We start from the raw sequence: 26,824 nt of genomic DNA, 5'->3' as shown, positions 1-26,824 counted from the left end.
CCCGGCTGCGGAGATCCGAAAGCGCGCTTTGAGAGACGCAGCCTAGGCTGAGCGGGTGAGTACGCCCCCCGAACCGAGCGTGACCAGCGAAGAGCCTTCCCTCTTGCGGCAGGCCCTGAACGTTCCCAACATGCTTTCGATCCTCCGGCTCGCCGGGGTGCCGGTCTTCCTTTGGCTGCTCCTCGGCCCGAAGGAGGACGGCTGGGCGCTCGCGCTGCTCGTGTTCAGCGCGCTCACCGACTGGCTCGACGGCAAACTCGCCCGCTGGCTCAACCAGATGTCCCGGCTCGGCCAGCTGCTCGACCCCGCCGCCGACCGGCTCTACATCCTCGCGACCCTCATCGCGTTCCTGATCCGCGACATCATCCCCTGGTGGCTGGTGGTCCCGCTGGTCGTCCGCGAGGCCGTGCTGGGCGTCTGCGTACTGCTGCTCCGGCACCGCGGCTTCGCCCCGCCGGAAGTCACCTACATCGGCAAGGGCGCCACCTTCGTCTTGATGTACGCCTTCCCGTTCCTGCTGCTCACCCAAGGCGGATCCGACATCGCCGCGATCGCCCGGCCGATCGGATACGCCTTCACGGCGTGGGGCGCGGTCCTGTACGTCTATTCGGGCGTGTTGTACGTCGTCCAGACGGTGCGGGCGCTGCGAACGGCCGAACCCGGCGAGTTGCGGGAGGCGGCGGGCGCGTGACCCGGCGGGATGCGAAACTGCGCGCGTCGGTTTCGAGTGAGGGCTTGAGAAAGGGGAGCGGCGTTGTCCACTCCAGAAGAACTGCGGTACACCGAGGAGCACGAGTGGGTCTCCGTGCGCGATGGCGGGCTCGTGCGCGTGGGCATCACGGAGTACGCCCAGGACCAGCTCGGTGACGTGGTGTTCGTCGAACTTCCCGAGGTCGGCAAGCAGGTCGGCTCGGGGGACACGTTCGGCGAGGTCGAGTCGACCAAGAGCGTTTCCGAGCTGTTCGCCCCGGTCGACGGCGAGGTGGTCGCGGTCAACGACGCGGTGACCGAGTCGCCCGAGCTGATCAACAGCGACCCCTACGGCGAGGGCTGGCTGATCGAGCTCCGTCTCGACGACGCGAGCTCGGTGGAATCCCTGCTGGAGGCCGAGGCGTACCAGGCGCTGATCAAGGAATAGTCGCAGGCCGCGGCCCTTCGGGAAGAGTAGGGGGAGCCGCGGGCCGGAGATTCGATCAGGCACGGTACGTTTGACCTCCACACGTTCTTGAGTAGTGGCAACACACATGCGTTAGGAGAGCTCAGGTGAGCACGAACGACGGGCCCGGCGTTCCCCCGGAGCAGTCTCCGGAGCGGACTTCTGTCTTCCGGGCCGACTTCCTGGCCGACGTCGAAGGCACTGAGGCTCCTCCGGCTGCCGAGGCCCCTGTCCAGGGTGTGGACGCGCTGCCCGCGGGTTCCGCCCTGCTGGTCGTCAAGCGGGGCCCGAACGCGGGTTCGCGCTTCCTGCTGGACCGCGACACCACCAGTGCGGGACGGCACCCGGACAGCGACATCTTCCTCGACGACGTCACGGTCTCCCGGCGGCACGCCGAGTTCCGCCGTGAGGGTGGCGAGTTCGTCGTCATCGACGTCGGCAGCCTCAACGGCACCTACGTCAACCGCGAGCCGGTCGACCAGGCCGTCCTCGCCGGTGGCGACGAGGTCCAGATCGGCAAGTTCCGCCTGGTCTTCCTGACCGGCCCGGGTCACGGGGGCCAGGGGGCACGGTGACGGCGGCCGGGCGGCCTGATCGGGATGCGTCGCAGCGCGATGGGTTGAGCATCGGGGCCGTGCTGGCACAGCTGCGCGGCGACTTCCCCGATGTCACCATCTCCAAGATCCGGTTCCTCGAGGCGGAGGGTCTGGTCCAGCCGGGCCGGACCCCGTCGGGGTACCGGCAGTTCGCTCCGGCGGACGTGGAGCGCCTGCGATTCGTCCTGTCCGCCCAGCGGGATCACTACCTCCCGCTGAAGGTCATCAAGGAACAGCTCGACGCGGCGGATCAGGGCGCCGCGCCCTCGGCGGCGCTGCCCAAACCGCCGCGGAAACTCGTTTCACTCGATTCCCCGGGGGAGAACGGCGGACTGCCGTCCCCCGGGGATTTCGAGACCGATCGAGAGATCAGGCTGACCGAGGAAGATCTGCTCCGCCAGGCGGGCATCGACGCCGCCACCCTGGCTGAGCTGCGGCAATACGGTCTCGTCCGCCCAGGCGCGGCGGGGTTCTTCGATCCCGACGCGGTCCTCGTGGCGAAGACCGTGAAAGCGATGACCGAATTCGGTATAGAGCCGAGACATCTGCGTGCCTTCCGGGCCGCGGCCGACCGCGAGGTCGGCCTGCTGGAGCAGATCGTGACCCCGGTGTATCGGCATCGTGACGAGGACGCCCAGGCGAGGGGCGACGAGGTCGTCCGGGAGCTCGCCGCGTTGACCGTGGCGTTGCACACGCTCTTGGTGAAGGCCGGAATACGGGCAGTCACAGGCGGTTGAACGGCTTCAGGGGACCGGGAGCCGTTGTGAGGCCACTTGTCAATGACTGAATGTTCGGCACCCTATGCCGTACCGTGAGAGTTGGTTGGCCACGGGCGAACCGAGAATGTCGGAGACAGCGAGCACAGCGCTCGGAAGACGGGTAGCGTCGGGATTGCCGTCGCTTGGTCGTCGAGACAAGCGTTGCAGCCCGTGCGCACGAGAGGGAGGCGAAGCCCGATGAGCGAGATGCGCGTCGTCGGCGTGCGGGTGGAGCTACCCGCGAATCAGCCGATCTTGTTGCTACGGGAAACCGAAGGCGAGCGTTACCTGCCGATCTGGATCGGCTCGGTCGAGGCCACCGCCATCGCCTTGGAGCAGCAGGGAGTCCGCCCGGCCCGTCCGCTCACCCATGACCTGCTCAAGGAGGTCATCGGGGCGCTGGGCCGTGAACTGGAGCAGGTCGTCATCACCGACTTGAAGGAAGGCACGTTCTTCGCGGAACTGGTCTTCGACGGGGACATCCGGGTTTCCGCGCGACCGAGCGATTCGGTGGCGCTGGCGCTGCGGGTGGGGGTCCCGATCCACGCCGTCGACGCGGTGCTGGAGGAAGCGGGCCTCATCATCCCCGACGAGCAGGAGGACGAGGTCGAGAAGTTCCGCGAGTTCCTCGACTCGGTCTCGCCGGAGGACTTCCGCGGCGCGGACACCTGAGCACATCCTGGATCTCGTACGAAGGGGCGGCGCCGCTGGGCGCCGCCCCTTCGTCGTACGTGCGGTCGCCCTTCGCGAGCGTCCGGATGTCATGAAAGGGTCGTTCAGGACGAAAAACGTCCTGAACGACCCTTTCATGACACTTGGCCTGCCAGGGCTCAGGCCGCGGTCGCCTTGACGAACAGGTCCGCCAGCTCCCGCCCGTACCGCTCCAGGTCCAGCTTCCGGTCCGCCGCGAACTTCGCCGCGACACCGTCGATGGCCTGCGCGATCGACAGCGCCATCACGTCCGGCGCGAACTCGCCGAAAGCGCCTTCCTGCTGTCCCTGCCGCAGCTGGCGTTCGAGCCGGCCGGTCCGGAACTCCTCGACGAGCGGCGCCGACATGAACCAGCCCTCGGCGTCCGAGCCGCTCGAAGCCATCTCGACCATGACCCGCACCAGTTCCGGGTACGAGCCGAGGAACGCGATCTCCGACTCGATGTAACCGCGCAGCAGCCCGGCCCGGTCGGTCGTGCCCTGGATCCGGTCCTCGAGGAACTTGTCCTTCATCCCGGTCGCGGTGGTGACCACGGCCTGCATCAGGCCCGCCTTGTTGGTGAAGTGGTACGAGATGATCCGGGTGCTGGAGAGCCCGGCGCGCTCCTTGATCTTCGCGAACGACGTCTTGTGGTAGCCGAGGTCGGAGATCGTCGCGATCGTGGCTCCGATGATCTGGGCCCGCCGGGCCGCCTCGGTGACCGAGAGCCCCAGCTCCGCCTGAACCTCTTGCATGGCACTTTGGGTGGAGGGAGTTACTTGCATGAGTAAAAATTAACACGACCGAGTAAAAGTGGCAAGCGTGCGGCCGAACGGGGGACGGTGCTCGGCAAGCCTCAAGAAGAGCTTGAGGCCGACCGCGCGTCGCGTTGACCGGTTTGCCGGACGCGCTTACCGTCAATGAGGGTGAATCGCCAAGGTGTGATTCGGATGTCTGGGGCATTCGTCTTGACGAGGAACTCCGGTGCGGGCTCACGTGGGTCCGCGCGGCTTTGTTCGCCGGCCGCCAGGTCGGGCGAGGGGAGGCATGGCGTGGTCGAGGCTGGTAGCCCTCAAGAGCCGCTCGTTCCGGTCGCTGACGGCGAGCAGGGCGAGCTGTTCCCCGACTCTTCCCTCCCGGACGAACTCGTCGGTTACCGCGGTCCCGCAGCCTGCCAGATCGCCGGGATCACGTACCGGCAGCTCGACTACTGGGCCAGGACGAAGCTGGTCGCGCCGAGTATCCGCACGGCGCACGGTTCCGGTTCGCAGCGGCTCTACTCGTTCAAGGACATCCTCGTCCTGAAGGTCGTCAAGCGGCTGCTGGACACCGGCGTCTCGCTGCAGAACATCCGCGTCGCCGTCGACCACCTGCGCCTGCGCGGTGTCCGCGACCTCGCCAGGGTCACCCTGTTCTCCGACGGCACCACCGTCTACGAGTGCACCTCGCCCGAAGAGATCGTCGATTTACTGCAAGGTGGCCAGGGCGTTTTCGGGATCGCGGTCAGCGGTGCGATGCAGGAGATCAGCGGCACCATCCACGAGTTCCAGGCCGAACGCGCCGACGGCGGCGTGATCGAAACGGTCACGCCGGACGAGCTCACGCAGCGCCGTAACGCACGTCGCACCGGCTGATCATGAAGCCGCGCGGGCGGCAGGGTAGGCTCACTTCCGCGGTCGACGAATCCGCGCGGGAGAGACCGAGCCGATAACCGTTGAGCTCGGCGCCGAAGGAGCAAGTCCTCCCCGGAACCTCTCAGGCACCCTGGACCGCGCGGAAGAGACGCCTCTGGAAAGTGGTTCGCCAGGTCACAGCCTGGCGGCCCCGCCGACGGTGCAAGCCCGGCTCAACACTCGGGCGAAACTCTCAGGCGCCCCCACGGGGGTACGGACAGAGTGGGGAGGGCCAGGACAATCCGTCCCGGCCCCACCCCCGCGTCTTGGGAGGTCCCCGTTGGAGCCCGTTTCACTGGCCGCTCTCGAATCCGGGACCCCCTTCGCGGACCGGCACATCGGTCCCGGCGCCGAAGAGCTCGCGCGCATCCTCGACGTCGTCGGCGTCGCCTCGCTGGACGAGCTCGGCGAGCGGGCCGTTCCCGCGTCACTGCGGGAATCCGCGACACCCCTGGAGCTTCCGCCGCCCGCCACCGAGACCGGCGCGCTCGCCGAACTCCGCGCGCTGGCCGCGCGCAACCGGCCGATGGTCCAGATGATCGGCCTCGGCTACCACGACACCGTGACCCCGCCGGTGATCCGCCGGAACGTGCTGGAGAGCCCGGCCTGGTACACCGCGTACACGCCGTATCAGCCGGAGATCTCGCAGGGCCGCCTCGAAGCGCTGCTCAATTTCCAGACCATGGTTGCCGATCTGACCGGCCTGCCGATCGCCAACGCGTCGATGCTGGACGAGGCGACCGCCGGGGCGGAGGCGATGACGCTGGTCCGCCGGGCGGGCAAGGCGAAGTCGGCCCGCTTCGTCGTCGACGAGGACACCCTTCCGCAGACGATCGAGGTCCTGCGTACCCGCGCCGAACCGCTCGGCATCGAGCTGGTGACCGCGGATCTGTCCCAAGGCATCACCGGGCTCGGGCTCGGCGGCGACTTCTTCGGCGTGCTGCTGTCCTATCCGGGCGCGTCGGGCGTCGTCCGCGAATGGGACCACACCATCGCCGAGGCCAAGGCACTGGGCGCGGCGGTGGTGATGGCCGCGGATCCGCTGGCACTGACGCTGCTGCGGTCGCCCGGTGAGCTCGGCGCCGACGTCGCGATCGGGTCGACGCAGCGATTCGGTGTCCCGATGGGCTTCGGCGGGCCGCACGCGGCGTACCTCGCCGTCCGGCAAGGGCTCGAGCGGCAGCTGCCCGGCAGGCTGGTCGGGGTGTCGAAGGACGCCGATGGCGCGCCCGCGTACCGGCTCGCGTTGCAGACCCGCGAGCAGCACATCCGCCGCGAGAAGGCGACGAGCAACATCTGCACCGCCCAGGTGCTGCTGGCGGTCATCGCGTCGATGTACGCGGTGTACCACGGTCCTGAAGGCCTGCGTGCCATCGCGAACCGCGCGCACCGGATGGCCACCGTGCTCGCGGCGGGGCTCGCCGAAAGCGGTGTCGACGTCGTGCACTGCGAGTTCTTCGACACCGTCATGGTCGCCGTCCCCGGCCGCGCGACCGGGATCGTCGTCACCGCCAGGGAACTCGGGGTCAACCTGCGGCTCGTGGATGCGGACCACGTCGCCATCGCCTGTGACGAGACGACGACCCGTGAGCACCTTTCCCTGGTGTGGAAGGCGTTCGGGGTCGCGGTGTCCGATGTGGACTCACTCGACGCGGACACCGCCGACGGCTTTCCGCCGGATCTGCGCCGCACCAGTGCGTACCTGACGCATCCGGTCTTCCACGCGCACCGCTCGGAGACGGCGCTGCTCCGGTACCTGAGGGCGTTGTCCGACAAGGACGTCGCGCTCGACCGGAGCATGATCCCGCTCGGCTCCTGCACGATGAAACTCAACGCCACGGCCGAGATGGAGCCGATCACCTGGCCCGAGTTCGCCGGTCTGCACCCGTTCGCGCCCGCCGAGGACGCGGCCGGGCTGCTCACCGTCGTGAAGGATCTGGAGCGGTGGCTCGCCGGCATCACCGGCTACGACGCGGTCTCCCTGCAACCGAACGCGGGAAGCCAGGGCGAGTTCGCCGGGCTGCTGGCGATCCGTGCCTATCACCGCGAACGCGGGAACGCGGCACGTGACGTCTGCCTGATCCCGTCCAGCGCGCACGGGACGAACGCGGCCAGCGCGGTCATGGCGGGGATGCGCGTGGTCGTGGTGAAATGCGACGACGAGGGCAACATCGACCTCGGCCACCTCAGGTCCACTGTGGACGAGCACGCGGACGACCTCGCCGCGATCATGATCACCTACCCCTCGACACACGGTGTCTACGAGGACACCGTCCGCGAGGTCTGCGCGCTGGTGCACGACGCGGGCGGCCAGGTGTACGTCGACGGCGCGAACCTGAACGCGCTGATCGGGGTGGCGCAGTACGGGAAGTTCGGCGCCGACGTCTCCCATCTGAACCTGCACAAGACCTTCTGCATCCCGCACGGTGGCGGCGGGCCGGGCATCGGGCCGATCGGCGTCCGCGCGCATCTGGCGCCGTACCTGCCGAACCACCCGCTGCAACCGGAGGCAGGCCCGGCCACCGGTGTGGGCCCGATCAGCGCCGCGCCGTGGGGGAGCGCGTCGATCCTGCCGATCTCCTGGGCCTACGTCCGGATGATGGGCGCCGACGGCCTGCGGCGCGCGACCCTGACGGCGGTCGCGAACGCGAACTACGTCGCCAAACGTCTCGCCGGGCACTATCCGGTGCTGTACTCCGGGCACGAGGGACTCGTGGCGCACGAATGCATCCTCGATCTCCGCGCGATCACCAAACGGACCGGCGTCACGGTCGACGACGTCGCCAAGCGGCTGGCCGACTACGGCCTCCACGCGCCGACGATGTCGTTCCCGGTCGCGGGAACGCTCATGGTCGAGCCCACCGAGAGCGAGGACCTCGGCGAACTCGACCGGTTCTGCGACGCGATGATCGCGATCCGCGGCGAGATCGAGAAGGTCGCCGCGGGGGAGTGGCCGGTGGCCGAAAGCCCGCTGCGCAACGCCCCGCACACCGCACGCTGTCTCGCCGGTGAGTGGGATCGCCCGTACAGCAGGGAGATCGCGGTCTTCCCCGCCGGTTTCACCGCCGCGAAGATCTGGCCTCCGGTGCGGCGGATCGACGGGGCCGCGGGCGACCGCAACCTCGTCTGCTCCTGCCCGCCACCGGAGGCCTTCGCCTGATTGTCAGCCGGGCATCTTGTCGAGAAAGCCCAGCACCTGCTTGATCCGCCCGTCCTCGACGGTGATGACGTCGAAGCCGATCGCCAGCGGCTCTTCGGCGCCTTCCGGCGCGAGGTACCACTGGAACCGCGCGATGTCGTGGTGCGCGTCGGGAGCGGCCGGCAGGCTGAACCTCAGACCCGCGAACTGGGCCTGCGCGCCGGCGATGAAGCCGTCGACCCCGTCGTGGCCGGTGACGGCGCCGAGCGGGTCGGTGTAGGTGGTGTCCTCGGTGAACACTTCGGCGATGAGGGCGCGGCGCTTGTCCGCGTCGGTCTCGTTCCACACGGCGATGTACTGCTCGGCGACGCGCTGGATGTCCGACATGGTGTCTCCTCGTTTTCTTGGGGGCTGACCGATGCCACAACTCTGTCGGCTGAGGGCGGGGCCCGTCGATTACGCGGGAGGTAATGGCGGCCCGTCATCCGTGGCCGTAGGTTCGTTATCGTGACGACCACAGTGACCGTGAGCCGCGCGGGCCGCCCCGTCGGCGAACTCCTCCGCGAATGGCGCGACCGCCGCCGGATCAGCCAGCTGGATCTCGCCATCTCGGCGGACATCTCCACCCGGCACCTGAGCTTCGTGGAGACCGGCCGCTCCAAGCCCAGCCGCGACATGGTGCTGCGGCTCGGCGAACATCTGGAGGTGCCCTTGCGGGAACGCAATCAGCTGTTGCTGGCGGCGGGATACGCGCCCGCGTACGCCGAAAGCGGTCTCGGCGCCCCGGAGATGGCGGCGGTCCGCAAGGCGGTCCGGCAGCTGATGACCAGCCACGAACCGTATCCGGCCGCCGTCGCCGACCGCTGGTGGAACCTGGTCGACGCCAACTCGAGCATCTCGATCATGACCGGCCTGGTCTCGCCCGCCCTGATGACGCCACCGGTCAACGTCCTGCGGGTGACGCTGCATCCGGACGGGATGGCGCCGCATGTGCTGAACCTGGGGGAGTGGCGCGCTCATCTGCTTGGCAGGCTGCGGCGTCAGGTGACCCAGACGGCTGATCCGGTCCTGACCGATCTCCTCGAGGAACTGCTCACCTACCCGTGTGCGGATCCCGTCCCCGAAGTGGAGGTCCCCGGACCGGGCGACATCTTCGTCCCGTTGCGGCTGCGGCACGAGGGCACCGAACTCACCTTCTTCAGCACGGTCTCCACATTCGGGACGCCGTTGGACATCACGGTCGCCGAGCTGGTGATCGAATCCTTCTTCCCCGCCGACGCGGACACGGCGGAGTATTTGCGCGCGTACGCCGCGCGCGGGGTGGAATGATGCGGGGCAAGAAGCCCCGCCGCAGACCCCAGTGAGGATTCCCCTTCCATGGCCGTGCCTTCCGTCGTCCTGAACAACGAGGTAGCCATCCCCCAACTCGGTTTCGGCGTCTGGCAGGTACCCGCCGGCGACACGGCCAAGGTCGTTCGGACCGCCATCGAAGCCGGGTACCGCAGCATCGACACCGCCGCGTCGTATGGGAACGAAGCCGGTGTCGGCGAAGCGATCCGCTCCGCCGGGGTACCGCGCGACGAACTGTTCATCACCACGAAGCTGCCGAATCCGGGCCACGGCTACGACGAGGCGCTCCGGGCGTTCGACGCGAGTCTCGCGGAGCTCGGCCTGGACCACGTCGACCTGTACCTGATCCACTGGCCGATGCCGACCCGCGGGAAGTACGTCGAAACGTGGCGGGCGCTGGAAAAGCTGTACGAGGACGGCCGGACACGGGCCATCGGCGTGTCGAACTTCCACGTCCCGCATCTGCGGCGGCTGTTCGACGAGACCGGGATAGTGCCCGCGGTCAACCAGGTCGAGCTGCACCCCAGGCTCCAGCAGAAGGCGCTGCGGGACTTCCACGCCGAGAACGGCATCGTCACCGAGGCGTGGAGCCCGCTCGCGCAGGGGTCGTTGCTCTCGGACCCGACGCTGACCGCCCTCGCGGCCAAATACGGCAAGAGCCCGGCGCAACTGGTGCTGCGCTGGCATCTCCAGCTCGGCACCGTGGCCATCCCGAAATCCGTGACCCCGTCCCGGATCCGCGAGAACTTCGCCGTCTTCGACTTCGAACTCGCCGAGGACGACCTCGCGGCCCTCGCCGAGTTCGACGACGGCACCCGTACCGGCCCCGACCCGGACACGTTCGGCTCGTGAGGCTTGAGCGGCTCGGTACCTCGGCAACGTGTGAAGGCCGAGTTTCTTCGGCTGAGCCGAGGGAAGGGGGCCTTCACGGACTCGGGCCTGGCATCAACCGGAGCCGGAATCCAGGCAGGTACCTAAGCCACCCTTGGCTCTAACTGTCCCTACCACTCACGAGACTCGAGATACGGGAAAGGCCCCTTCCCGAGCGGTGAAGGGGCCTTTCCCGTAAGTCCGAAGGCTCAGGTGGCCTTGATACCCGCGGCGGCGAAGTCGGCCTGCTGGGCGGGCTGCTGCAGGAATTGCCGGAACGTCTGCGAGGCGCGCATCTGGACCTCGTCGATGTTCTTCCCGGCGAGCCCGACGAGCGGGTAATCGGCCGAACGCGCCGTCGCGACCGACTGGGCGGGCGAACCGACCAGTTCGGGCTTGGCGGTGTTCAGCTCGGTCACCCAGTAGGTGGACTCGGGGATCCAGGCGGCGGGGAGCCCGCCGATCGCGTCCAGGTTCGTCCGTCCGACGAGGCCGTCGAGCACGGACGCGGAGGACAGCGCGTCGATCTGGATGATCACACAGTGGTCGCGGACCACGGTCGCGGCGTTGTTCCACCGCTCGGCCGCCGCCCGGACCGGCTTCTCGATGCTGGGGGTGACGATGACCCGCATCGGGGTGTCGCCGGCGCTGCAGGCCTTGGCCTGGGCTTCGGCGCGGGTGTTGAGCTCCCCGTCCGCCCAGTTCCAGCCGAAGACGCCGATCGCGACCAGTACCAGGAGGACCAGGCAAGCGATGGGCCACTTGGCGATCCGTCGCCGCGGGGCCTTCTTCCCGACGATCCGGTGCGAACCGGTCGCCTCACCGCGACCCTGCGGCAGCTTCGGGTCGAGGGGATGCGGCACCGGCTCTTCGGCCACGCTGTGTCGCCCCATCGTTGTCCTTTCGAAACGTGCGCGCTCGCGCTGCGTATGCAATCAAACCGTTATCACTCTAACAGGGGAGGATGTTACGGGGAATGCGGCAACTCACAGTTGTTTTCCGCGTGTCGCGGGCGCCTTCTTTAACTCGGTCAGGAGCCGTTGGCAATGCGCTATCAGGTGCTCACGCAGCGGCGCGGCCCGGCGGGCGAAACCGGCCTGCGCGCGGGCGTACTCGGCCCGGCCCTCCGGGGTCTCGATCCGGACGGGCGAGTACCCGAACTCCGCCAGGTCGTACGGGCTGGCCCGCATGTCCAGCTCACGGATGTCCGCCGCCAGCTCGAAGCAGTCCCCGACCAGCTCGGCGGGCACGAACGGGTCGAGTTTGTACGCCCACTTGAACAAATCCATGTTGGCGTGCAGGCAGCCCGGCTGCTCGAACTCGATCTGGTTCTCCCGCTCCGGCCGCAGCGTGTTGCGCGGCCGGGCGGGTTCGGTGAAGAACCGAAAAGCGTCGAAATGTCCGCACCGGATCTCCAGCGACTCGACGACGCCGTCCGTTCCGGCCGAACCGAGCCGGAGCGGAAGTTGTGAGTGACGAACCTCATCCGCCGATTCCCGGTAAACCATTGCCCATTCGTGAAGTCCGAAACAACTGAGTCTCGGCGAGCGGGACGCCGTCGCGGAAAGCAGTCCGAGGACGAATTCTGCGGTCTTGGCCCGACCTTCGGTGAAGCCCGCCGGATCGAGCATGACTCCGTCCGGCGTCTCCAGATAGCCCTTGCGCTCCAGGAACCGGCGCGCGGACGCGCCTTCGAGCAGGACACCCGCGCCCGGCTGCCAGCGTTCGACATGCCCGGGCCGGTGCGAGTAATAGGTGAAGAGGAAGTCGAGCACCGGATGCTTCTCGCCCCGCGAGCGGCGGCGCTGGTGCGGTGTCGTCCAGCGCCGCATCCGCGTGACGTGGTCCTCTTCCCGAGCCCGCCACACGGGCTCGGGAAGAACGATCGGACCGGTCATGACATGACGTGGGTACCGTCGCGGACAGTTCCCACGTATTCCTCGACGAGGTCCTCCAGCGCGACGACGCCCACGGCGGCCCCCGCCGGGCTCAGCGCCCGCGCCAGGTGACTGCCTTCCTTGCGCATCGCCGAAAGCGCCTCGTCCAGCCGGGCGTCGGCGTGCAGTTCGGTCAGCGCCCGCGTCTTGTCCGACGGCACCACGGTGCCCGGGTCCTCGCCCACGAGGTCGAGGATGTCCTTCACGTGGATGTAGCCGGTCAGTGTCCCGTCGTCGGTGCACACCGGGAAGCGGGAGAAGCCGGTGGAGGACACCGCGCGCTCGACGTCGCCCAGCGTGGGCGAGCAGGGCAGCGTGGTCAGTTGCGCCGTCGGGACCAGGACGTCGGCCACCGTCTTCTCGACCGAAGACAGCGTCTTGCTCAGCCGCTGGTGCTCGGAGTGCTCCAACAGGCCCTCGCGCCGCGACTCGCTGAGCAGTTCGGCGAGTTCGTCGGAGGTGTAGGCGGTTTCGAGCTCGTCCTTCGGCTCGACCTTGAACAGCCGCAGCAGCGAGTTCGCCACGAAGTTCAGCAGCCAGATGAACGGGTTGGCGAGCTTCACCCAGGCCACGTGGACCGGGACCAGCCACAGCGCCAGCCGCTCGGGCTCGGCGATCGCGAGGTTCTTCGGCACCATCTCGCCGACGAGGACGTGCAGGACGGTGATGAACGCCAGCGCGATCGCGAACGAGATCGGGTGCAGCAGCACCTCCGGAATCCCGAACAGTTCGAAGAACCCGGCCAGCTGATGTGCGATGGCGGGCTCACCGAGCCGCCCCAGCAGCAGCGAGCAGATCGTGATGCCGAGCTGCGCGCCCGCGAGCATCAGCGAGACGTTCTTGCTCGCGTTGATGACGATCCGGGCGCGGGTCTTTCCCTGCTCCAGCAAGGCTTCCAGCCTGTCGCGCCGCGAAGAGATCAGCGCGAACTCGGCACCGACGAAGAACGCGTTGGCCAGCAGCAGGATCACGACGAGGAAGATGTTGAACCAGTCGCTCATCGGGCGGGCTCCTGCTCGGCGGAGGTGGCGGTCTCGCTGACCCGGCGGACTTCGACCTCGGCGATGCGGAGACGGTCCATTTTGGTCACCGTGAGCCGCCAGGCGTCGAGTTCGGTGGCGTCGCCGGGGGAGGGGATCCGGCCGAGCCGCTCGAGGATCAGCCCCGCGATGGTCTCGTAGTCGCCGTCGGGCATCCGGAATCCGGTCTCGTCGGTGACCTCGTCGGCGCGAAGCTGTCCCGAAACGAGCCAGTTGTCGGTGCCGACCTGCTGGGAGGACGGCGCTTCACGCTCGTCGTGCTCGTCGCGGACGTCGCCGATGATCTCCTCGACGACGTCCTCCAGCGTCACCAGCCCCGCGGTGCCGCCGTACTCGTCGACGACGATCGCGAGCTGGAACCGGGAATCACGCAGCCGGTTGAGCAGCGAGTCGCCCGGCAGCGATTCGGGCACCGTTGGGATCGGCCGCATGACCGAACCGATCCGCACCGTGGCGCGCTGGGCGGCCGGGACGGTGAACGCCTGCTTGATGTGCACCGCGCCCTGTACGTCGTCGAGATCCTCGGTGTAGACCGGGAAACGCGAGAAGCCGGTACGGCTCGAGATCTCGATGAGGTCGGAGATCGTGTCGTCCACGGTCAGCGATTCGAGCTGCACGCGCGGGGTCATCAGCTCGTCGGCCGTCCGCTCGCCGAAGCGCAGGGACTTGTCCAGCAGTTCGGCGGTCGACGTGTCGAGCGTGCCGCTTTCCGCGCTGGAGCGCACGATCGAGCCCAGCTCCTGCGGCGAACGGGCCGAACGCAGTTCCTCCTGCGGCTCGACGCCGAACTTGCGGACAAGGAAGTTGGCGCTGTTGTTCATCAGCGTGATCAACCAGCGGAACAGCGACGAGAACCGCGAGTGGTACCCCGCGACGGCTCGCGCGGTCTGCAGCGGCCGGGCGATCGCGAGGTTCTTCGGCATCATTTCGCCGAGGATCATCGACAGCGACGTCGCCAGGATCAGCGCGACGGCCAGCGACACGCCGTTCGCCACGCCTTCGGAGAAGCCGACGGCGGTGAACAGCGGGTGCAGCAGGTCGCCGATCACCGGCTCCGCGAGATAACCGGTGATCAGGGTGGTGATGGTGATCGCCACCTGCGCGCCGGAGAGCTGGAACGAGAGCGTGCGGTGCGCCTTCTGCACGGTGTGCGCGCGCCGGTCGCCGACCTGGCGGACGTTCGCGTCGACCGTGCTGCGCTCGAGCGCGGTGAGGGAGAACTCGGCGGCGACGGCGAGGCCGGTGCCGACCGTCAGCAGGAGGAACAGGAGAATGCCGAGAACGGCGAGCAGGACTTCCATCATTTCCTGCCGATGGGGTCGGCGGGAAAGTCCGCGGAACAGCCGGGTGTGCCACCCGGCTCGATACTGTCACCAGGTGACTGCGCGTCGCGCACGAAAAGAGTCACTCCTCGATCGAAACCAACGAATACCGCCGCTGTACTGCGGCGATAGGACAATCTTAACGCGTTCCCCCGGCAGCGTGGGCGCGGTGCCGCCGTACGCTCTCCTCGACCAGGTCGAGCACCGGACCGAGATCATCACCCGGCTGGCCCATCGCGAGGTGCGAGACGAGTCCCTCGAGGACGAGCTCGAGATACGCGGTCAGGACGTCGACGTCGACGTCGTCGCGCAGGATCCCGGCGTCGCGTTGGCGCAGCAGACGACGTCGGGTCGCGGCCGTCAGCTGATGGGACCGCTCGGCCCAGCGGGCACGGAACTCGGGGTCGGTGCGCAGCCGGCGGGAGACCTCCAGCCGCGTGCCGAGCCAATCGGCGGGATGCTCACTGCGGTTCGTCAGCAGCTCGCGCATCACCTGGACGAGACCCTGCTCGGCGACGATGTCCGCCATGCGGACCGCGTCATCCTCGGCCAAGGCGAGGAAGAGGGACTCCTTGTCGCGGAAATGGTGGAAGATCGCACCGCGGGACAGACCGGTGGCTTCCTCCAACCGCCGGACAGTGGCACCCTCGTAGCCATAACGTGCGAAGCACACGCGGGAGCCGTCGAGGATCTGGCGCCGGCGTGCGTCGAGGTGATCCTGGCTGACCCGTGGCATCCTGGAATCCTGTCACCGGGAACCCGGTTAAGCAATCCGTACGTACGTACTGTGACCAGTTCGCGGGACGTCCGGCCGGCCGGGGAACCGGACGGCCGCGCAACACGTCCGACTACTCGGCCGGATCGGCTGACACGCCGTCCGCCACTTGGCTACGCTTTGTCCGTCACGGTGCGTGAATGCTGAGGGGAAGGTGCGGGCGTGAACATCATCGAAGACGCCGCGAGCGCGATCAAGGCCGTCTGGGGTGACCTCACCACGCCGAAGGAGCCGACCGTTTACGGCGGTGGCGGCGGTGGTGGCGGCGGGTTCGAGATGAGCCCGGAGGAGCTGAAGACCGTCATCGGGCTGTGGCAGGACGAGCTGAAGAAGGTCTCCAAGGACGGTATGAAGATCCAGGACATCCTCGCCGATCTGATGCCGCCTGGTCAGGACGAAGCCAGCTCCAGCTACGTCGATTCCGGGGTCGACTCGTTGCTCGCCCTGCAGAAGCAGAATGATTCGATGAAGACGTACATCGAGGGCTACATCGAGAAGCTCGAGATCGCCCGCTCTAAGACGATGGCCACCGACCAGGCCAACACCCTGCGCACGACCTGAGGATGCCGAACGTGTTGAGGAATCGCGTCGCCGCGGCGGCGCTCGTGCTCGTTTCCGTCGCGGTAGCGGGCTGCACAGGGGAGAACCCCGGGACACCGTCGCCCGGTACCGGATCGGCGCCGTCATCGGCTTCGTCGGTAGCGCCCGAGGATCCGAACGTCCCGAAGGTGGCGATTCCGCTGGACGCCTCGGCCTACGCCGGTGACGCCTGCAAACTGCTTCCGGCTGCCGCCGCTGCGGAACTGGGGTTCACCGAGCCTGGCGAACCCAGTTCCGAGTCGAGCAATCCGAGTTGTGGCTGGTTCATCAAGGGCAAGGCGGACACGCTGCAGATCATTCTCGGCAGCGGCAACCGTGAAAAGGGCATGGGTGGCCTGGCCGGGATGCACAAGGCCAAGGAAGCCGGGCAACTCAGGTTCCTGGAGGCCGGCCCGGACGTTGACGGCTATCCGACCGTCTATTACGGAATTCAAGACAGGCGGGCGCGCGGCAACTGCGATCTCGCGGTGGGGGTCGCGGACGATCTGACGATCAACACGCTCGCCGGCGGTTATGACAACGAGCAGGATTCCTGTGGGACCGCGCAGAAACTTGCGTCGGCCGTGATCAAGACACTCAAGGGGGCATGAGGGTGGACGGCAAGCAGATCTACGAAAACTTCACCCAGGGCGACACCCGCAATTTGCGCTCCGCGGCCGATGGCGTCGCCGAACTCGCTGACGCCTATGTCGAACGCGGCATGGCCATCAAGTCGCTGCAGACGCGGATGGCGTCCTCCTGGACGGGGTCCGGCGCCGACGCGGCGAACGCCGGCGCCGGCCCGCTTGAGCAGGCTTTCAAGGAGACGGCGGACCCGCTGTTCACCACGAAGGCCTCGGTCACCATGCAGGCCGACAGCTTCGACGACTCGGGGTCCTCGGTCGTGCCCGTGCCGCCGAAGCCGGACAAGCCCAACCCCTGGACCACCGGCCTGAAGGGCGCGATTCCGTTCGCCGGGCCGTTCATGGTCAACAACGACATCAAGAACTACCAAGAGGGCGTCGCGAAGCACGAGGCGGCGAACCAGAACAACGTCCGCGTGATGGACCAGTACGACTCGGTCACCAGCAGCACGAGCTCCAGTCTGCCGACCGATTACGGCGTGCTGAAGAACGACGGTGCGAACGTCAGCGTCAAGGTCGATGACGGTCCGCCGCCGATCAAGCCGCCGCCGGTCATCCCGGTGAAGCCCGGCCGGAACGGCGGCGGGGACGACAACGACGGCACCGACACCAGCGGCACGGACGACAACGGCACCAACCAGAACCAGAACAAGCCGGGTAGCGACCAGAACCAGACCAAGCCGGGCTCGACCGATGATCGTCCGGTGAACCCGAGGGACAAGCCCGGCGGCGACACCAACATCACGACGCCGACGCGGAAGCCGGGTTCCGGGGACACGACGCTGCCATCCGGTGGTGGCCGGGGCAAGCCGGGATCGACGACCGAGATCCCGGGCAGGAACCCCGGACGCGGAACCGGTGACTCGGACAACGTCATCGGCCTCCCGAACGGGCCGGGCCAGAACTACAACCCGGGCGGTGGCAACACCGGGCAGAACCCGCCCGGCGGCTCCAGCGGACGCAACGTTCCCGGGCCCAACAGCGCGGCGGGCAGGCTCCTCGGCGGCGAGGGCGGCACCGGTGGCCGCGCGGGTGGTCCCGGTGGACCGGGTTCCGGCGGACTGGGCGCGGGCAGGGGCTCCGGCATGGGCGGTCTCGGCGGCCTGGGTGGCGCCGACGTGGCCGGTGGTCGTGGTGGCGCAGGCCGCGGTGGCGGCGGTCAGATGGGCCCGATGGGGGCAGGTGGCAGGCGTGCCGACGGTGACGAGGACGACGAGCACCAGCGTCCCGATTACCTGATCGAGGCCGACCCAGACGCGATCTTCGGCACTGACCAGCGGACCAGTCCGCCGGTCATCGGCGAGTAGCGGATGACCGTCAGAACAGGCCGGGTGGACGTCCCGGTCGAAGCCTTGGCGGTGCTCGCCGAACGCGAACGCGTCGGCGACCTGCACATCACGCTGCGCCCCGAGCCGCGCTGGCTGTCGAGGACGGCCCGCGCGGAGGCGGACCAGCGAGTGCAAGCGGCGTTGGCGCAGGCCGGGCTGCTGGATTCGAGCGGCCGCGCGTCGGTCGACTTCCTGGACTGGCTTCCGGTGCTCACGAAACCGGCCATCGAGTACTACGGCTGGGTGAACACCGGAGGCGAGACCTACGGCGTTCTCGCCGCCTCGCTGGGACTGCAAGCGGTCCTGGCGGTGGCGTCCGGCGACTGGGTCGGACTCCAGGAGATCGACCGCCGTCGGCTGCCCGAAACGCTGATCGAGCAGTTGCCGCCCGTTCCCGCGGGCGGTGGCAGGCTTCGCACGGTCCGCGCGTACGAGCTCGAAGAGGCGGCACGGCGCAATCCGGACACGCATTCGCTGCCGCCGGTGATCGCGGACATCGTGAGCCTCGTGCAGCGGCCGGTCGAGGGGAGCGGCGAGCTTTACGTCGGCAAACGGGACGAGGTCGGCAGGCACGTCGCGGTCGAGGATCCGCTCCACTTCGCCGACACCGACTGGGGCCGGTACCTCAGCTACACGATCGGACACGGCAAGGACGCGGTGGTCCACATCGGACCGGCCGGTCCGTCGGAACTGGCCGACGCGCTCCGGCACGTCTCCGGGACCCTGCCCGGCTAGGTGTGTGGATATAGGGACGTTGAGTGTCCGTATATCCACACACCGCTCACTCACTGTCAGGACCATCGCTGACTGTGTGGATTTTGGGGCGTTCGATGACCCGAAATCCACACGGTCACCGCGCAAGAGAGCAAGGGACCTTTGCTCTCGCCTCCGGGGCAGTCCACCCGGCCCGCCCACAGCATCGCCCGGCTAGGCGGTCGTCGGCTGGATCGCCCGTGCCGTCAGGGGCCGCCTGGGTGCGAAGACCGCGAACATGACTTGCAGGGCACGGCCTAGTCACAGGCAAGTACGTGAAGGCCCCCTTCCTCGCGCTAGACGCAAGGAAGGGGGCCTTTCATGTATTTAAAGCACGCGCACCCAGGCGCCGTACCCGGCTATTGTGACAGCGCTGTTGTATTTCGGGCGGGGTCTGGGAGGACGAGAAGTGACACGGCTGTATCCGGAAATCGAACCGTACGACCACGGGATGCTCGACGTCGGCGACGGGCACCTCATGTACTGGGAGGTCTGCGGGAACCCCGACGGCAAACCCGCCGTCACGCTGCACGGCGGCCCGGGGTCGGGCTGCAGCGCCGGTCTGCGCCGCTATTTCGACCCGGCCAAATACCGCGTCGTGCTGTTCGACCAGCGTGGCTGCGGCCGGAGCACGCCGCACGCGGGTGAGCCCGAGGCCGACCTCTCCGCCAACACCACCGACCACCTTCTCGCCGACATGGAGCGGCTCCGCGAGCATCTGGGCATCGAGAAGTGGCTGCTCTTCGGCGGTTCCTGGGGTTCGGTGCTCGCGCTGGTCTACGCCGAGCGGTATCCGGACCGGGTCTCGGAGATGGTCCTGATGGGCTTGGCCACCGGGCGCCGGAGCGAGACCGACCTGCTCACCCGCGGCCTCGGCGGCGTCTTCCCCGAGGCCTGGGCCAAGTTCCGCGACGGCGTCCCCGAAGAGGATCGCGACGGCGACCTGGCGGCGGCGTACCTCAAGTTGCTGATGGACCCGGATCCGGCGGTGCACCAGAAGGCGGCGGCCGACTGGTGTACCTGGGAGGACGCGATCATCCCGACTTCCCCGCCGTACAAGAGCTTCGAGACGCCGGAGTTCCGGCTGGCGTTCGCGAGGCTGGTCACGCACTACTGGAGCCAGGGGTCCTTTTTGGACGAAGGCGTGGTCCTGCGGGAGGCCGGGAAGCTCGCCCACATCCCAGCCGTGCTCGCCGAGGGGAGCCTCGACCTGGGCAATCTCATCGGTACGCCGTGGGAACTGGCGCACGCGTGGCCGGGCAGTGAGCTGGTGGTCATCGACGAGGTCGGCCACAGCACCCAGGACGAGCCGATGCGCGAAGTCCTCATCGGCGCGACGGACCGCTTCGCCTCCTGAGCGACGGATCGCGCGTGAAGGCCCCAGCCAAGCGAAGGGGCCTTCACGCGCATTGTCGTCAGGGGATGACCAGGACGGGGGCGGCTTCAGGGGTAGTGGCGGCGTCCGAACGGGTGGTTTCGGCGAGCCGCAGGCCCGTGGTGCGCGGGGCGATCCGGTCGAGGTTCCAGGAACTCAGCAGCAGCGCCACCTTCGCCCGCATCTCGGTGCGCAGCCGCAGGAACGAGTCGGCGGGATCGGCGCCGACCTCGCCGAGCAGCAGCCACCAGGCCCACGCGGCCGCGCCGGCGTTGGCGACGAAGTCCGGGATCACCGGGATGCCACGGGCCGCCAGGCCGGCTTCGGCGTCGGGTGTGGTCGCCGCGTTGGCCGCCTCGATGACGACCTTCGCCTTGACCAAGCCCTGATTCCCGGCACGCAGCGCATAGGAGATCGCCGCCGGGACGAAGATGTCGGCCTCCGCCGACACGATCTCGTCGCGGGGGAGCAGCTGGACGTCGGCGGGGAGCCGGGCGCGGTCGATCTCGCCGTAGGAGTCACGTAGCTCCAGCAGCGCGGGGATGTCGAGGCCTTCGGGCCGGTACAGCGTGCCGGCGGCGTCGGCGACCGCGACGACGGTCATGCCGGCCTCGTGCAGGTACCAGGCCGCGCCCCCGCCCATCGTGCCGATGCCCTGGACGGCGACCGTGGTCTTCCTGACCGGCCACTCCCACGCGTCGGCGACACCCAGACAGGCCTGCGCGACGCCGTAGCCGCCGATCACGTCGCCCAGCAGGAGTCCCCCGGGGACCGGGGTGTTCAACCCGGCCTGAACGCGGCGAAGGGTGTGCGCCGGATCGGCCGAACGACGGATCGCGGCGTGGTACGACTGCTCCAGCCCCAGTTTCGCGAACACCTCGTCGATCAGGTGCTGCGGGACGCCGAGATCCTCGGCGGTCACCCAGTGGTTGTCGATCCACGGCCGCAGGAACGAGCAGAACCGTTCCAGCACACCGAAAGCGCGTTCGTCCTTCGGATCGAAGTCGATGCCGCCCTTGGCGCCGCCGACCGGCAGGCCGAAGGTCGCGGTCTTGTTCGCCATCCCCCTTGCCAGGTCCTCGACCTCGGACATCGTGCAGCCGGCGCGCATCCGGGTCCCGCCGGTCGCGATACCGGAGACCAGGGTGTGCACGACGAGGTAGCCGGTGGCACCGGTGACGGGGTCGGTCCAGATCAGCCTCATCAGCGGTTCGGCGTTCCTCGCGGCCATGCGGCCACCTCCTTCGGGGATTCGGGGTCGTCCTGCGCCACTTCCGAGGGTGCGCCCTGCCGGGCACAGGCGTCCATTTACCGAATCTGAACGATGACGTGCAGAGAAACTGGTGTAACGCGTCACCCGGCATGCGCGACCGCACCCGATTACGTTGGGCTCATGGAGCTTTCGTTGCACCGCCTGAGGATGCTCCGCGAGCTGAGCAGGCGCGGCACCGTCACGGCGGCCGCTGCTTCGCTGCATTACACCGCTTCGGCGGTGTCGCAGCAGTTGGCGCAGCTGGAGCGGGACGTGGGCGCGAAGCTGTTCGAACGGTTCGGCAGGCGGGTGCAGCTGACGGAACTGGGGTTGCTGCTCACCGAGCACGCCGAGGAGATCCTGGGTTCGGTCGAGCGGGCGACGCTGGCGCTGGAAGAGGCGCAGGAGACCGTTTCCGTCCGGCTCATGGCCGGGGTGTGGGCGTCGGTCGCTTCGGGGCTGCTGCCGCACGCGCTGACCGCGCTCGCGGGCGAGCATCCGGGGATCCAGGTCCGGACCCGCGAGCTGGCGCCCGAGGACACCGCCGACGCGGTCCGGGACGGCGAGCTGGACCTGTCGTTCGTGATCGACTACTCCGACGCGCCGATGCCATGGGACGCGGGTCTGGAACGCGCGGTGATCGCGGTCGAACGGCTGCACGCCGCGGTGCCCGCCGGCGCCGTTCCCACGGGCAGCGCGTCCCTGCTCGAACTGGCCGAACATCCGTGGATCCTCGCCAGCCCGAAGAGCCACTTCGGCCGTGCCGTGCGCACTGCCTGCCATCGCCACGGGTTCGACCCCAAGATCAACCACGAGGTCGAAGAACAGTCCACGGCGATGGCGATGGTCCGCGCCGGACTCGGGGTGACCCTCGTTTCGGATCTCGGGCTCGGCCTCCGGCCGCCGGGGATCGACGTCGTCGCGTTGACCACACCGTTGCTCCGGACGGTTTCGATCGCCTACCGGACGACTTCGAAGCGGCGGCCCGCCTTGCAGCTGGTGATCGAGGCGGTCCGCGCCGCGGCCGCGGCGCTGGGGCTGGGCACCGAGCCCGCTTTGCCCTGATTCGTCCCGTCCTGAGAGCTGGGCCGCCGATCCTGCCCGGCGAGAACCCGCCTGATTTTGTCGGACCTCGCGTGTAGCGTCCGAAGTCAAGATTTCTCACTGATGGACAACCGACTGGACGGCGGAAAGATGACTACTGTTCATGATTTCCCCGAGAAGTCCGGGAGTGCGTCGAACGCGACGGCGAAGGTCCTCTCGGACCGCGCCGAGGGCGAGGCGTATGTGGCTTCCGTGTGCTTCAAGCACGGGCCACCGAGACTTCTCGGCGTGGAGCTGGAATTCACCGTGCACTACGCCGACGAGCCCGCCCGGCCTCTCGACCCCGACGATCTCGCCACCGCGCTCGGCCCGCACACCCCGCGGACGCTGAGCCCCGACAGCCCCGCCCTCCCGCTTCCGGCAGGTTCACCGCTGAGCCTCGAGCCCGGATGTCAGGTGGAGATCTCCGCTCAACCACAGACCTCGCTGCGCCACCTGGACGCCGTCGTCTCGGCCGATCTGGCCCACCTCGAAACTCTTCTCGCCGCCCGAGGCCTGCGCCTGGGTGACTCCGGGATAGACAGGCATCGCGCCCCTGTCCGCAAACTGGGCACACCGCGCTACGCCGCGATGGAACGCCGTTTCGCCCCCATGGGCACCGGGGGCGCGACGATGATGTGCAGCACCGCCGGCCTGCAGGTCTGCGTGGACACCGGTGAAGCGGGCGATCTCGCCGATCGCTGGGCCGCCGTCCACGCGCTGGGGCCGCCCTTGCTGGCCACCTTCGCCAACTCCCGGGTCCATGCCGGACGCGACACCGGCCACGCGTCCGCGCGCTGGCTGGCCGTGATGGAAACGGAAAACGTCCGCACTCGCTCGGCGGAACCGACGACGGATCCGGCGGGGGAGTGGGCACGCAGGATCCTGGACACCCCGCTGATGGTCCTGCCCGGCGGCGACGGCCGCTGGGACGCGCCGGATTCCCTGACCTTCGCCGACTGGATCGACGGACGGGGCGAAGCGGCCCGGCTCGGCAGGCCGACCGAGGACGACCTCGCCTATCACCTGACGACCTTCTTCACCCCGGTCCGTCCACAGGGGTATCTGGAGATCCGCTACCTGGACGCCCAGCCCGCCGCCAAGTGGCTGCATCCGGTGGCGCTGCTGGCCGCACTTCTCGCGCGCCCGTCCACAGTGGACAGGGTGCTCGAACTGTGCGAGCCGGTCGCGGGCCGATGGGAGTGCGCGGCCCGGTTCGGCCTGGCCGACCGGGCGATCGCCGCCGTGGCGAGCGACGTGGTGGACCTCGGCTGTGCCGAACTCGGCATGACCGGTCTGCCGCCGGAGACCATCACAGAGATCACCGAGGGCGTGCAGTCCCTCGTGCGCGGTTCGAGGAGCCACCAGTCATGAGCGTGGAAAGCACCGAGACCAACCCGCTTCGCGCGTTGAGCCCGCAAGACCTGCGGGCCCACGCGGCCGAGGCGCTCACCAGGGCCCGCGAGCGCAGTGTCGCGTTGACGGACGTCGACGACGAAGAGCTGGTCCGCCAGCATTCGAAACTGATGTCGCCGCTGGTCTGGGACCTCGCGCACATCGGCAGCCAGGAGGAACTCTGGCTGGTGCGCGACGTCGGCGGCCGCGAGGCCCTCCGGCCCGACATCGACGACATCTACGACGCGTTCCAGCACGCCCGCGCCGATCGTCCGGCGCTGCCGCTGCTGGGCCCGGAGGAAGCCCGCAAGTACGTCCGCGAGGTCAGGGAGAAGTCCTTCGACATCCTGGAAACCGTTCCACTGCAAGGCAGGCGGCTCACCGAGGACGCCTTCGCCTTCGGCATGGTCACCCAGCACGAGCAGCAGCACGACGAGACGATGCTGGCCACGCATCAGCTCCGCAAGGGTGATCCGGTGCTGCACGCGCCCGCCCCGCCGCCGTCGAGGTCCGGCCCGTTGCCCGCGGAGGTCTTCGTGCCCGGTGGCGCTTTCACCATGGGCACCTCCGCCGAGCCGTGGGCGCTGGACAACGAACGTCCGGCGCACGAGGTCGCGGTTGAGGCGTTCTTCATCGACACCACGCCGGTCACCTGTGGCGCGTACGCCGAGTTCCTCGACTTCGGAGGCTACGAAGACCCGAAGTGGTGGAGTGAACGAGGCTGGGCGTACCGCAGCGAGCACGGCATCACCGCGCCGCGCTTCTGGAAGCGAGAACAGGACGGCTGGTGGCGGACGCGGTTCGGCGTCTACGAGAAGGTGCCCGCGGCGGAGCCCGTCGTCCACGTCTCCTTCCACGAGGCCGAGGCGTACGCCGCCTGGGCCGGGCGGCGCCTGCCGACGGAAGCGGAGTGGGAGAAGGCCGCCCGGTTCGACCCGGCGACCGGCCGTTCGCGCCGGTTCCCTTGGGGCGACGAGGAACCCGGCCCCGACCACGCCAACCTCGGGCAGCGGCACCTGCGGCCCGCGGAGGTCGGCGCGTATCCGGCTGGTGCCTCCCCGCTGGGTGTGCACCAGCTGATCGGTGACGTCTGGGAGTGGACCAGCAGCGGATTCGAGGCGTATCCGGGATTCGCCGCGTTCCCGTACAAGGAGTATTCGGAGGTGTTCTTCGGCGGCGACTACCGGATCCTGCGCGGTGGCTCGTTCGGCACGGACGCGGCGGCCATCCGCGGCACGTTCCGCAACTGGGATCACCCGATCCGGCGGCAGATCTTCTCCGGGTTCCGCTGTGCCCGGGACGCGCGGCCGAGCGAGGTGGCCTGAGCGGCATGTGCCGTCACCTCGCGTATCTCGGCGAGCCGCGTTCGCCCGCCGAGACGCTCTTTCACGCCCCGCATTCACTGCTCGTGCAGTCCTACGCCCCCGATGACATGCGGGGCGGTGGCTCCGTCAACGCGGACGGGTACGGCCTCGGCTGGTACGCCGAAGGTCCCGAGCCGGTGCGGCTGCGCCGGTCCGCTCCCTTGTGGACGGACGGGGACCTGCCCGCGCTGGCCGCGTCGGTCCGGTCGCACGCCTTCATGGCCGCGGTCCGCAACGGTACGACCGGGATGCCCGTGGTCGAGCCGGCGAACGCGCCGTTCACCGGCGGCGGCTACCTCTTCAGCCACAACGGGCTGGTGAGGGGCTGGCCGGATTCGATGGCCGAGCTCGCCGCGAAACTGCCGATCACCCGCCTGCTGACCCTGGAAGCGACCACGGATTCGGTACTGCTGTGGGCTTTGCTGCGTGAGCGGCTCGAGGCGGGTGAAGACCCGCTCGCGGCCGTCACGTGGCTGACCGGAGTGGTCGAGGAGGCGGGGCCCGGTTCACGGCTCAACCTCCTGCTGACCGACGGCCGGACGCTCATCGGTACCGCGTGGACGCATTCCCTGTCCTATCTGGACATCGGCGACGGCGTGCTCGTCGCGTCGGAACCGTGTGACGACGAGCCCGGCTGGACTCCCGTTCCCGACCACCACGCCGTCCGGGTGACCGGCGCGGGCGTGGAAATCATCGCCCTTCAAGAAAACGCCGCCCTCGAAGCCGATCGGAGCCCTGAGGCACGATGACCGAAGTCGACCTCGACGTACACCACAGCGAATCGGACATCACCGAGCAGCTGCGCGCGGACGTCCGCGCCGGCCTGGAAGCGGACCAGAAATGGCTGTCGCCCAAATGGTTCTACGACGCGCGCGGCAGCGAGCTGTTCGAGAAGATCACCACCCTTCCCGAGTACTACCCGACTCGCAGCGAGCGGGAGGTGCTCGCCGCGCGCGGCGGTGAGATAGCCGAAAGCTCGGGCGCGCACACCCTGGTCGAACTCGGCTCCGGATCGAGTGAGAAGACCAGGCTCCTGCTCGACGCGCTGACGAACCACGGCACCTTGAAGGAGTTCGTCCCGCTCGACGTCTCCGAAACCGCGCTCGCCGAAGCCGCGGAAGCCATCACGGCCGACTACCCGTCCCTCGAAGTCCGTGGCGTGGTCGGCGACTTCACCCGGCATCTCGACCTGCTGCCGGGTGACCGGCCGCGGCTGGTGGTCTTCCTCGGCGGCACGATCGGCAACTTCCTGCCCGCCGACCGCGCCACCTTCCTGCGCTCGGTCCGCGACGTGCTCGACGAAGGGGAGTGGCTCCTGCTCGGGACGGACCTGGTGAAGGACCGGGAAACACTGGAGCGTGCCTATGACGACGCGGCCGGGGTCACCGCCGAGTTCAACCGCAACATGCTCCACGTGATCAACAACGGCCTCGGCGCGAACTTCGATCCGGCCGCCTTCGACCACGTCTCGTATTGGGACGAGGAGAACGAATGGATCGAAATGCGCCTGCGTGCGCGTGAGCCGCTGACCATCGACATCCCCGGTGCGGACCTGCGGGTGAAGTTCGCCGAGGGCGAGTACGTGCGCACGGAGATCTCCGCGAAGTTCCGGCGGGAGGGAATCGCCGCGGAACTGGCCGAAGCCGGGTTCTCGGTGGAGAAATGGTGGACGGACTCGGAATCGCGGTTCGGCGTGAGCCTGGCAAGATCAGTCCGTGGCTAACCCTCTCACGTCGCTCGCCCGC

27 protein-coding genes and 1 riboswitch are annotated in these 26,824 nt (G+C 68.6%); of the genes, 19 read left to right on the top strand and 8 right to left on the bottom strand.

The genetic code is table 11. The features are described from left to right. The first annotated feature begins 55 nt into the window (after positions 1-55). The 5 genes from DMH03_RS23575 to DMH03_RS23555 all read left to right on the top strand — a co-directional run bounded on the left by DMH03_RS23575 (position 56) and on the right by DMH03_RS23555 (position 3,182). Positions 56-691: a CDP-alcohol phosphatidyltransferase family protein gene (locus tag DMH03_RS23575; RefSeq protein WP_125794186.1), complete on the top strand. Its 636-nt coding sequence runs from the start codon at positions 56-58 to the stop codon at positions 689-691. A 63-nt stretch (positions 692-754) separates the two neighbouring features. After that, positions 755-1,138, top strand: a complete 384-nt coding sequence (gcvH, locus tag DMH03_RS23570) for a glycine cleavage system protein GcvH (RefSeq protein WP_125794185.1) — start codon at positions 755-757, stop codon at positions 1,136-1,138. A gap of 125 nt (positions 1,139-1,263) precedes the next feature. Beyond that, on the top strand, positions 1,264-1,731 hold the full coding sequence (gene garA / locus DMH03_RS23565) for a glycogen accumulation regulator GarA (RefSeq protein ID WP_005150023.1): 468 nt from the start codon (positions 1,264-1,266) through the stop codon (positions 1,729-1,731). Next, positions 1,728-2,489, top strand: a complete 762-nt coding sequence (locus DMH03_RS23560) for a MerR family transcriptional regulator (RefSeq protein WP_199748990.1) — start codon at positions 1,728-1,730, stop codon at positions 2,487-2,489. The genes garA and DMH03_RS23560 overlap by 4 nt, the downstream gene beginning before the upstream one ends. Positions 2,490-2,708: 219 nt before the next feature. After that, positions 2,709-3,182: a bifunctional nuclease family protein gene (locus DMH03_RS23555; protein WP_005150031.1), complete on the top strand. Its 474-nt coding sequence runs from the start codon at positions 2,709-2,711 to the stop codon at positions 3,180-3,182. 158 nt (positions 3,183-3,340) lie between these two features. Here DMH03_RS23555 and DMH03_RS23550 read toward each other — a convergent pair whose 3' ends face one another. Then, positions 3,341-3,955: a TetR/AcrR family transcriptional regulator gene (locus DMH03_RS23550; RefSeq protein ID WP_125794183.1), complete on the bottom strand. Its 615-nt coding sequence runs from the start codon at positions 3,953-3,955 to the stop codon at positions 3,341-3,343. Positions 3,956-4,252: 297 nt separating this feature from the next. On the opposite strand from DMH03_RS23550, the gene DMH03_RS23545 reads away from it, so the two are divergent. Both DMH03_RS23545 and gcvP read left to right on the top strand, forming a co-directional pair. Continuing rightward, positions 4,253-4,834: a MerR family transcriptional regulator gene (locus tag DMH03_RS23545; RefSeq protein WP_125794182.1), complete on the top strand. Its 582-nt coding sequence runs from the start codon at positions 4,253-4,255 to the stop codon at positions 4,832-4,834. A gap of 46 nt (positions 4,835-4,880) precedes the next feature. Further along, positions 4,881-4,982: riboswitch (glycine riboswitch) on the top strand. 171 nt (positions 4,983-5,153) lie between these two features. Further along, positions 5,154-8,033, top strand: coding sequence for an aminomethyl-transferring glycine dehydrogenase (gene gcvP, locus DMH03_RS23540; RefSeq protein ID WP_125794181.1), 2,880 nt, complete (start codon positions 5,154-5,156; stop codon positions 8,031-8,033). 3 nt (positions 8,034-8,036) lie between these two features. On the opposite strand, the gene DMH03_RS23535 is transcribed toward gcvP, so the two are convergent. Further along, positions 8,037-8,399 (bottom strand): nuclear transport factor 2 family protein, encoded by a 363-nt coding sequence (locus tag DMH03_RS23535; RefSeq protein ID WP_125794180.1) that lies wholly within the window; start codon positions 8,397-8,399, stop codon positions 8,037-8,039. A gap of 120 nt (positions 8,400-8,519) precedes the next feature. On the opposite strand from DMH03_RS23535, the gene DMH03_RS23530 reads away from it, so the two are divergent. Together DMH03_RS23530 and DMH03_RS23525 are read left to right on the top strand one after the other, a co-directional pair. After that, entirely contained in the window at positions 8,520-9,341 is an 822-nt protein-coding gene (locus DMH03_RS23530) for a helix-turn-helix domain-containing protein (protein ID WP_233611603.1), read from the top strand. 48 nt (positions 9,342-9,389) lie between these two features. After that, a complete protein-coding gene (locus DMH03_RS23525; RefSeq protein WP_125794179.1) occupies positions 9,390-10,214 on the top strand; it encodes an aldo/keto reductase in 825 nt (274 codons plus the stop codon). 227 nt (positions 10,215-10,441) lie between these two features. On the opposite strand, the gene DMH03_RS23520 is transcribed toward DMH03_RS23525, so the two are convergent. The 5 genes from DMH03_RS23520 to DMH03_RS23500 form a co-directional block, all read right to left on the bottom strand. Then, positions 10,442-11,125, bottom strand: coding sequence for a hypothetical protein (locus tag DMH03_RS23520; RefSeq protein ID WP_233611602.1), 684 nt, complete (start codon positions 11,123-11,125; stop codon positions 10,442-10,444). 93 nt (positions 11,126-11,218) lie between these two features. After that, a complete protein-coding gene (locus DMH03_RS23515) occupies positions 11,219-12,130 on the bottom strand; it encodes a 3-methyladenine DNA glycosylase (RefSeq protein WP_125794178.1) in 912 nt (303 codons plus the stop codon). Further along, positions 12,127-13,170, bottom strand: coding sequence for a hemolysin family protein (locus DMH03_RS23510; RefSeq protein WP_125794177.1), 1,044 nt, complete (start codon positions 13,168-13,170; stop codon positions 12,127-12,129). Before DMH03_RS23510 ends, DMH03_RS23515 begins: the two co-directional genes overlap by 4 nt. Beyond that, on the bottom strand, positions 13,167-14,513 hold the full coding sequence (locus DMH03_RS23505; RefSeq protein WP_125794176.1) for a hemolysin family protein: 1,347 nt from the start codon (positions 14,511-14,513) through the stop codon (positions 13,167-13,169). The genes DMH03_RS23510 and DMH03_RS23505 overlap by 4 nt, the downstream gene beginning before the upstream one ends. Positions 14,514-14,670: 157 nt before the next feature. Then, positions 14,671-15,267, bottom strand: coding sequence for a TetR/AcrR family transcriptional regulator (locus DMH03_RS23500; protein ID WP_125678272.1), 597 nt, complete (start codon positions 15,265-15,267; stop codon positions 14,671-14,673). 201 nt (positions 15,268-15,468) lie between these two features. Between DMH03_RS23500 and DMH03_RS23495 the strand changes: the two genes are divergently transcribed. The 5 genes from DMH03_RS23495 to pip all read left to right on the top strand — a co-directional run bounded on the left by DMH03_RS23495 (position 15,469) and on the right by pip (position 19,967). After that, positions 15,469-15,867 (top strand): hypothetical protein, encoded by a 399-nt coding sequence (locus tag DMH03_RS23495; protein WP_125794175.1) that lies wholly within the window; start codon positions 15,469-15,471, stop codon positions 15,865-15,867. Positions 15,868-15,869: 2 nt separating this feature from the next. After that, entirely contained in the window at positions 15,870-16,496 is a 627-nt protein-coding gene (locus DMH03_RS23490; protein ID WP_125794174.1) for a DUF3558 domain-containing protein, read from the top strand. Beyond that, positions 16,493-17,836 (top strand): hypothetical protein, encoded by a 1,344-nt coding sequence (locus DMH03_RS23485; RefSeq protein ID WP_125794173.1) that lies wholly within the window; start codon positions 16,493-16,495, stop codon positions 17,834-17,836. Before DMH03_RS23490 ends, DMH03_RS23485 begins: the two co-directional genes overlap by 4 nt. Before the next feature lie 24 nt (positions 17,837-17,860). After that, positions 17,861-18,592: an ESX secretion-associated protein EspG gene (locus tag DMH03_RS23480; RefSeq protein WP_125794612.1), complete on the top strand. Its 732-nt coding sequence runs from the start codon at positions 17,861-17,863 to the stop codon at positions 18,590-18,592. Between the two features lie 427 nt (positions 18,593-19,019). After that, the gene (pip, locus tag DMH03_RS23475; RefSeq protein ID WP_125794172.1) at positions 19,020-19,967 is read left to right on the top strand and encodes a prolyl aminopeptidase; all 948 of its coding nucleotides are present in this window, start codon (positions 19,020-19,022) and stop codon (positions 19,965-19,967) included. A gap of 58 nt (positions 19,968-20,025) precedes the next feature. Here the strand turns inward: pip and DMH03_RS23470 are convergent, their stop codons facing one another. After that, positions 20,026-21,216, bottom strand: coding sequence for a Glu/Leu/Phe/Val dehydrogenase dimerization domain-containing protein (locus DMH03_RS23470; RefSeq protein WP_125794171.1), 1,191 nt, complete (start codon positions 21,214-21,216; stop codon positions 20,026-20,028). A 162-nt stretch (positions 21,217-21,378) separates the two neighbouring features. Here DMH03_RS23470 and DMH03_RS23465 point away from each other — a divergent pair, with 162 nt between their 5' ends. The 5 genes from DMH03_RS23465 (at position 21,379) to egtD (ending at position 26,802) form a co-directional block, all read left to right on the top strand. Further along, the gene (locus tag DMH03_RS23465) at positions 21,379-22,302 is read left to right on the top strand and encodes a LysR family transcriptional regulator (RefSeq protein ID WP_125794170.1); all 924 of its coding nucleotides are present in this window, start codon (positions 21,379-21,381) and stop codon (positions 22,300-22,302) included. Between the two features lie 129 nt (positions 22,303-22,431). After that, entirely contained in the window at positions 22,432-23,694 is a 1,263-nt protein-coding gene (locus tag DMH03_RS23460; protein ID WP_125794169.1) for a glutamate-cysteine ligase family protein, read from the top strand. Continuing rightward, entirely contained in the window at positions 23,691-25,040 is a 1,350-nt protein-coding gene (gene egtB, locus DMH03_RS23455; RefSeq protein ID WP_125794168.1) for an ergothioneine biosynthesis protein EgtB, read from the top strand. Before DMH03_RS23460 ends, egtB begins: the two co-directional genes overlap by 4 nt. Before the next feature lie 5 nt (positions 25,041-25,045). Next, entirely contained in the window at positions 25,046-25,828 is a 783-nt protein-coding gene (gene egtC, locus DMH03_RS23450; protein WP_125794167.1) for an ergothioneine biosynthesis protein EgtC, read from the top strand. Further along, positions 25,825-26,802: an L-histidine N(alpha)-methyltransferase gene (gene egtD, locus DMH03_RS23445; RefSeq protein WP_125794166.1), complete on the top strand. Its 978-nt coding sequence runs from the start codon at positions 25,825-25,827 to the stop codon at positions 26,800-26,802. The genes egtC and egtD overlap by 4 nt, the downstream gene beginning before the upstream one ends. Positions 26,803-26,824 lie beyond the last annotated feature (22 nt).

Source organism: Amycolatopsis sp. WAC 01376, from assembly GCF_003947415.1.
Taxonomy (GTDB): Bacteria; Actinomycetota; Actinomycetes; order Mycobacteriales; family Pseudonocardiaceae; genus Amycolatopsis.
The sequence above is the reverse complement of the archived record's forward strand: the minus strand, read 5'-3'. Positions and strand labels throughout refer to the sequence as shown.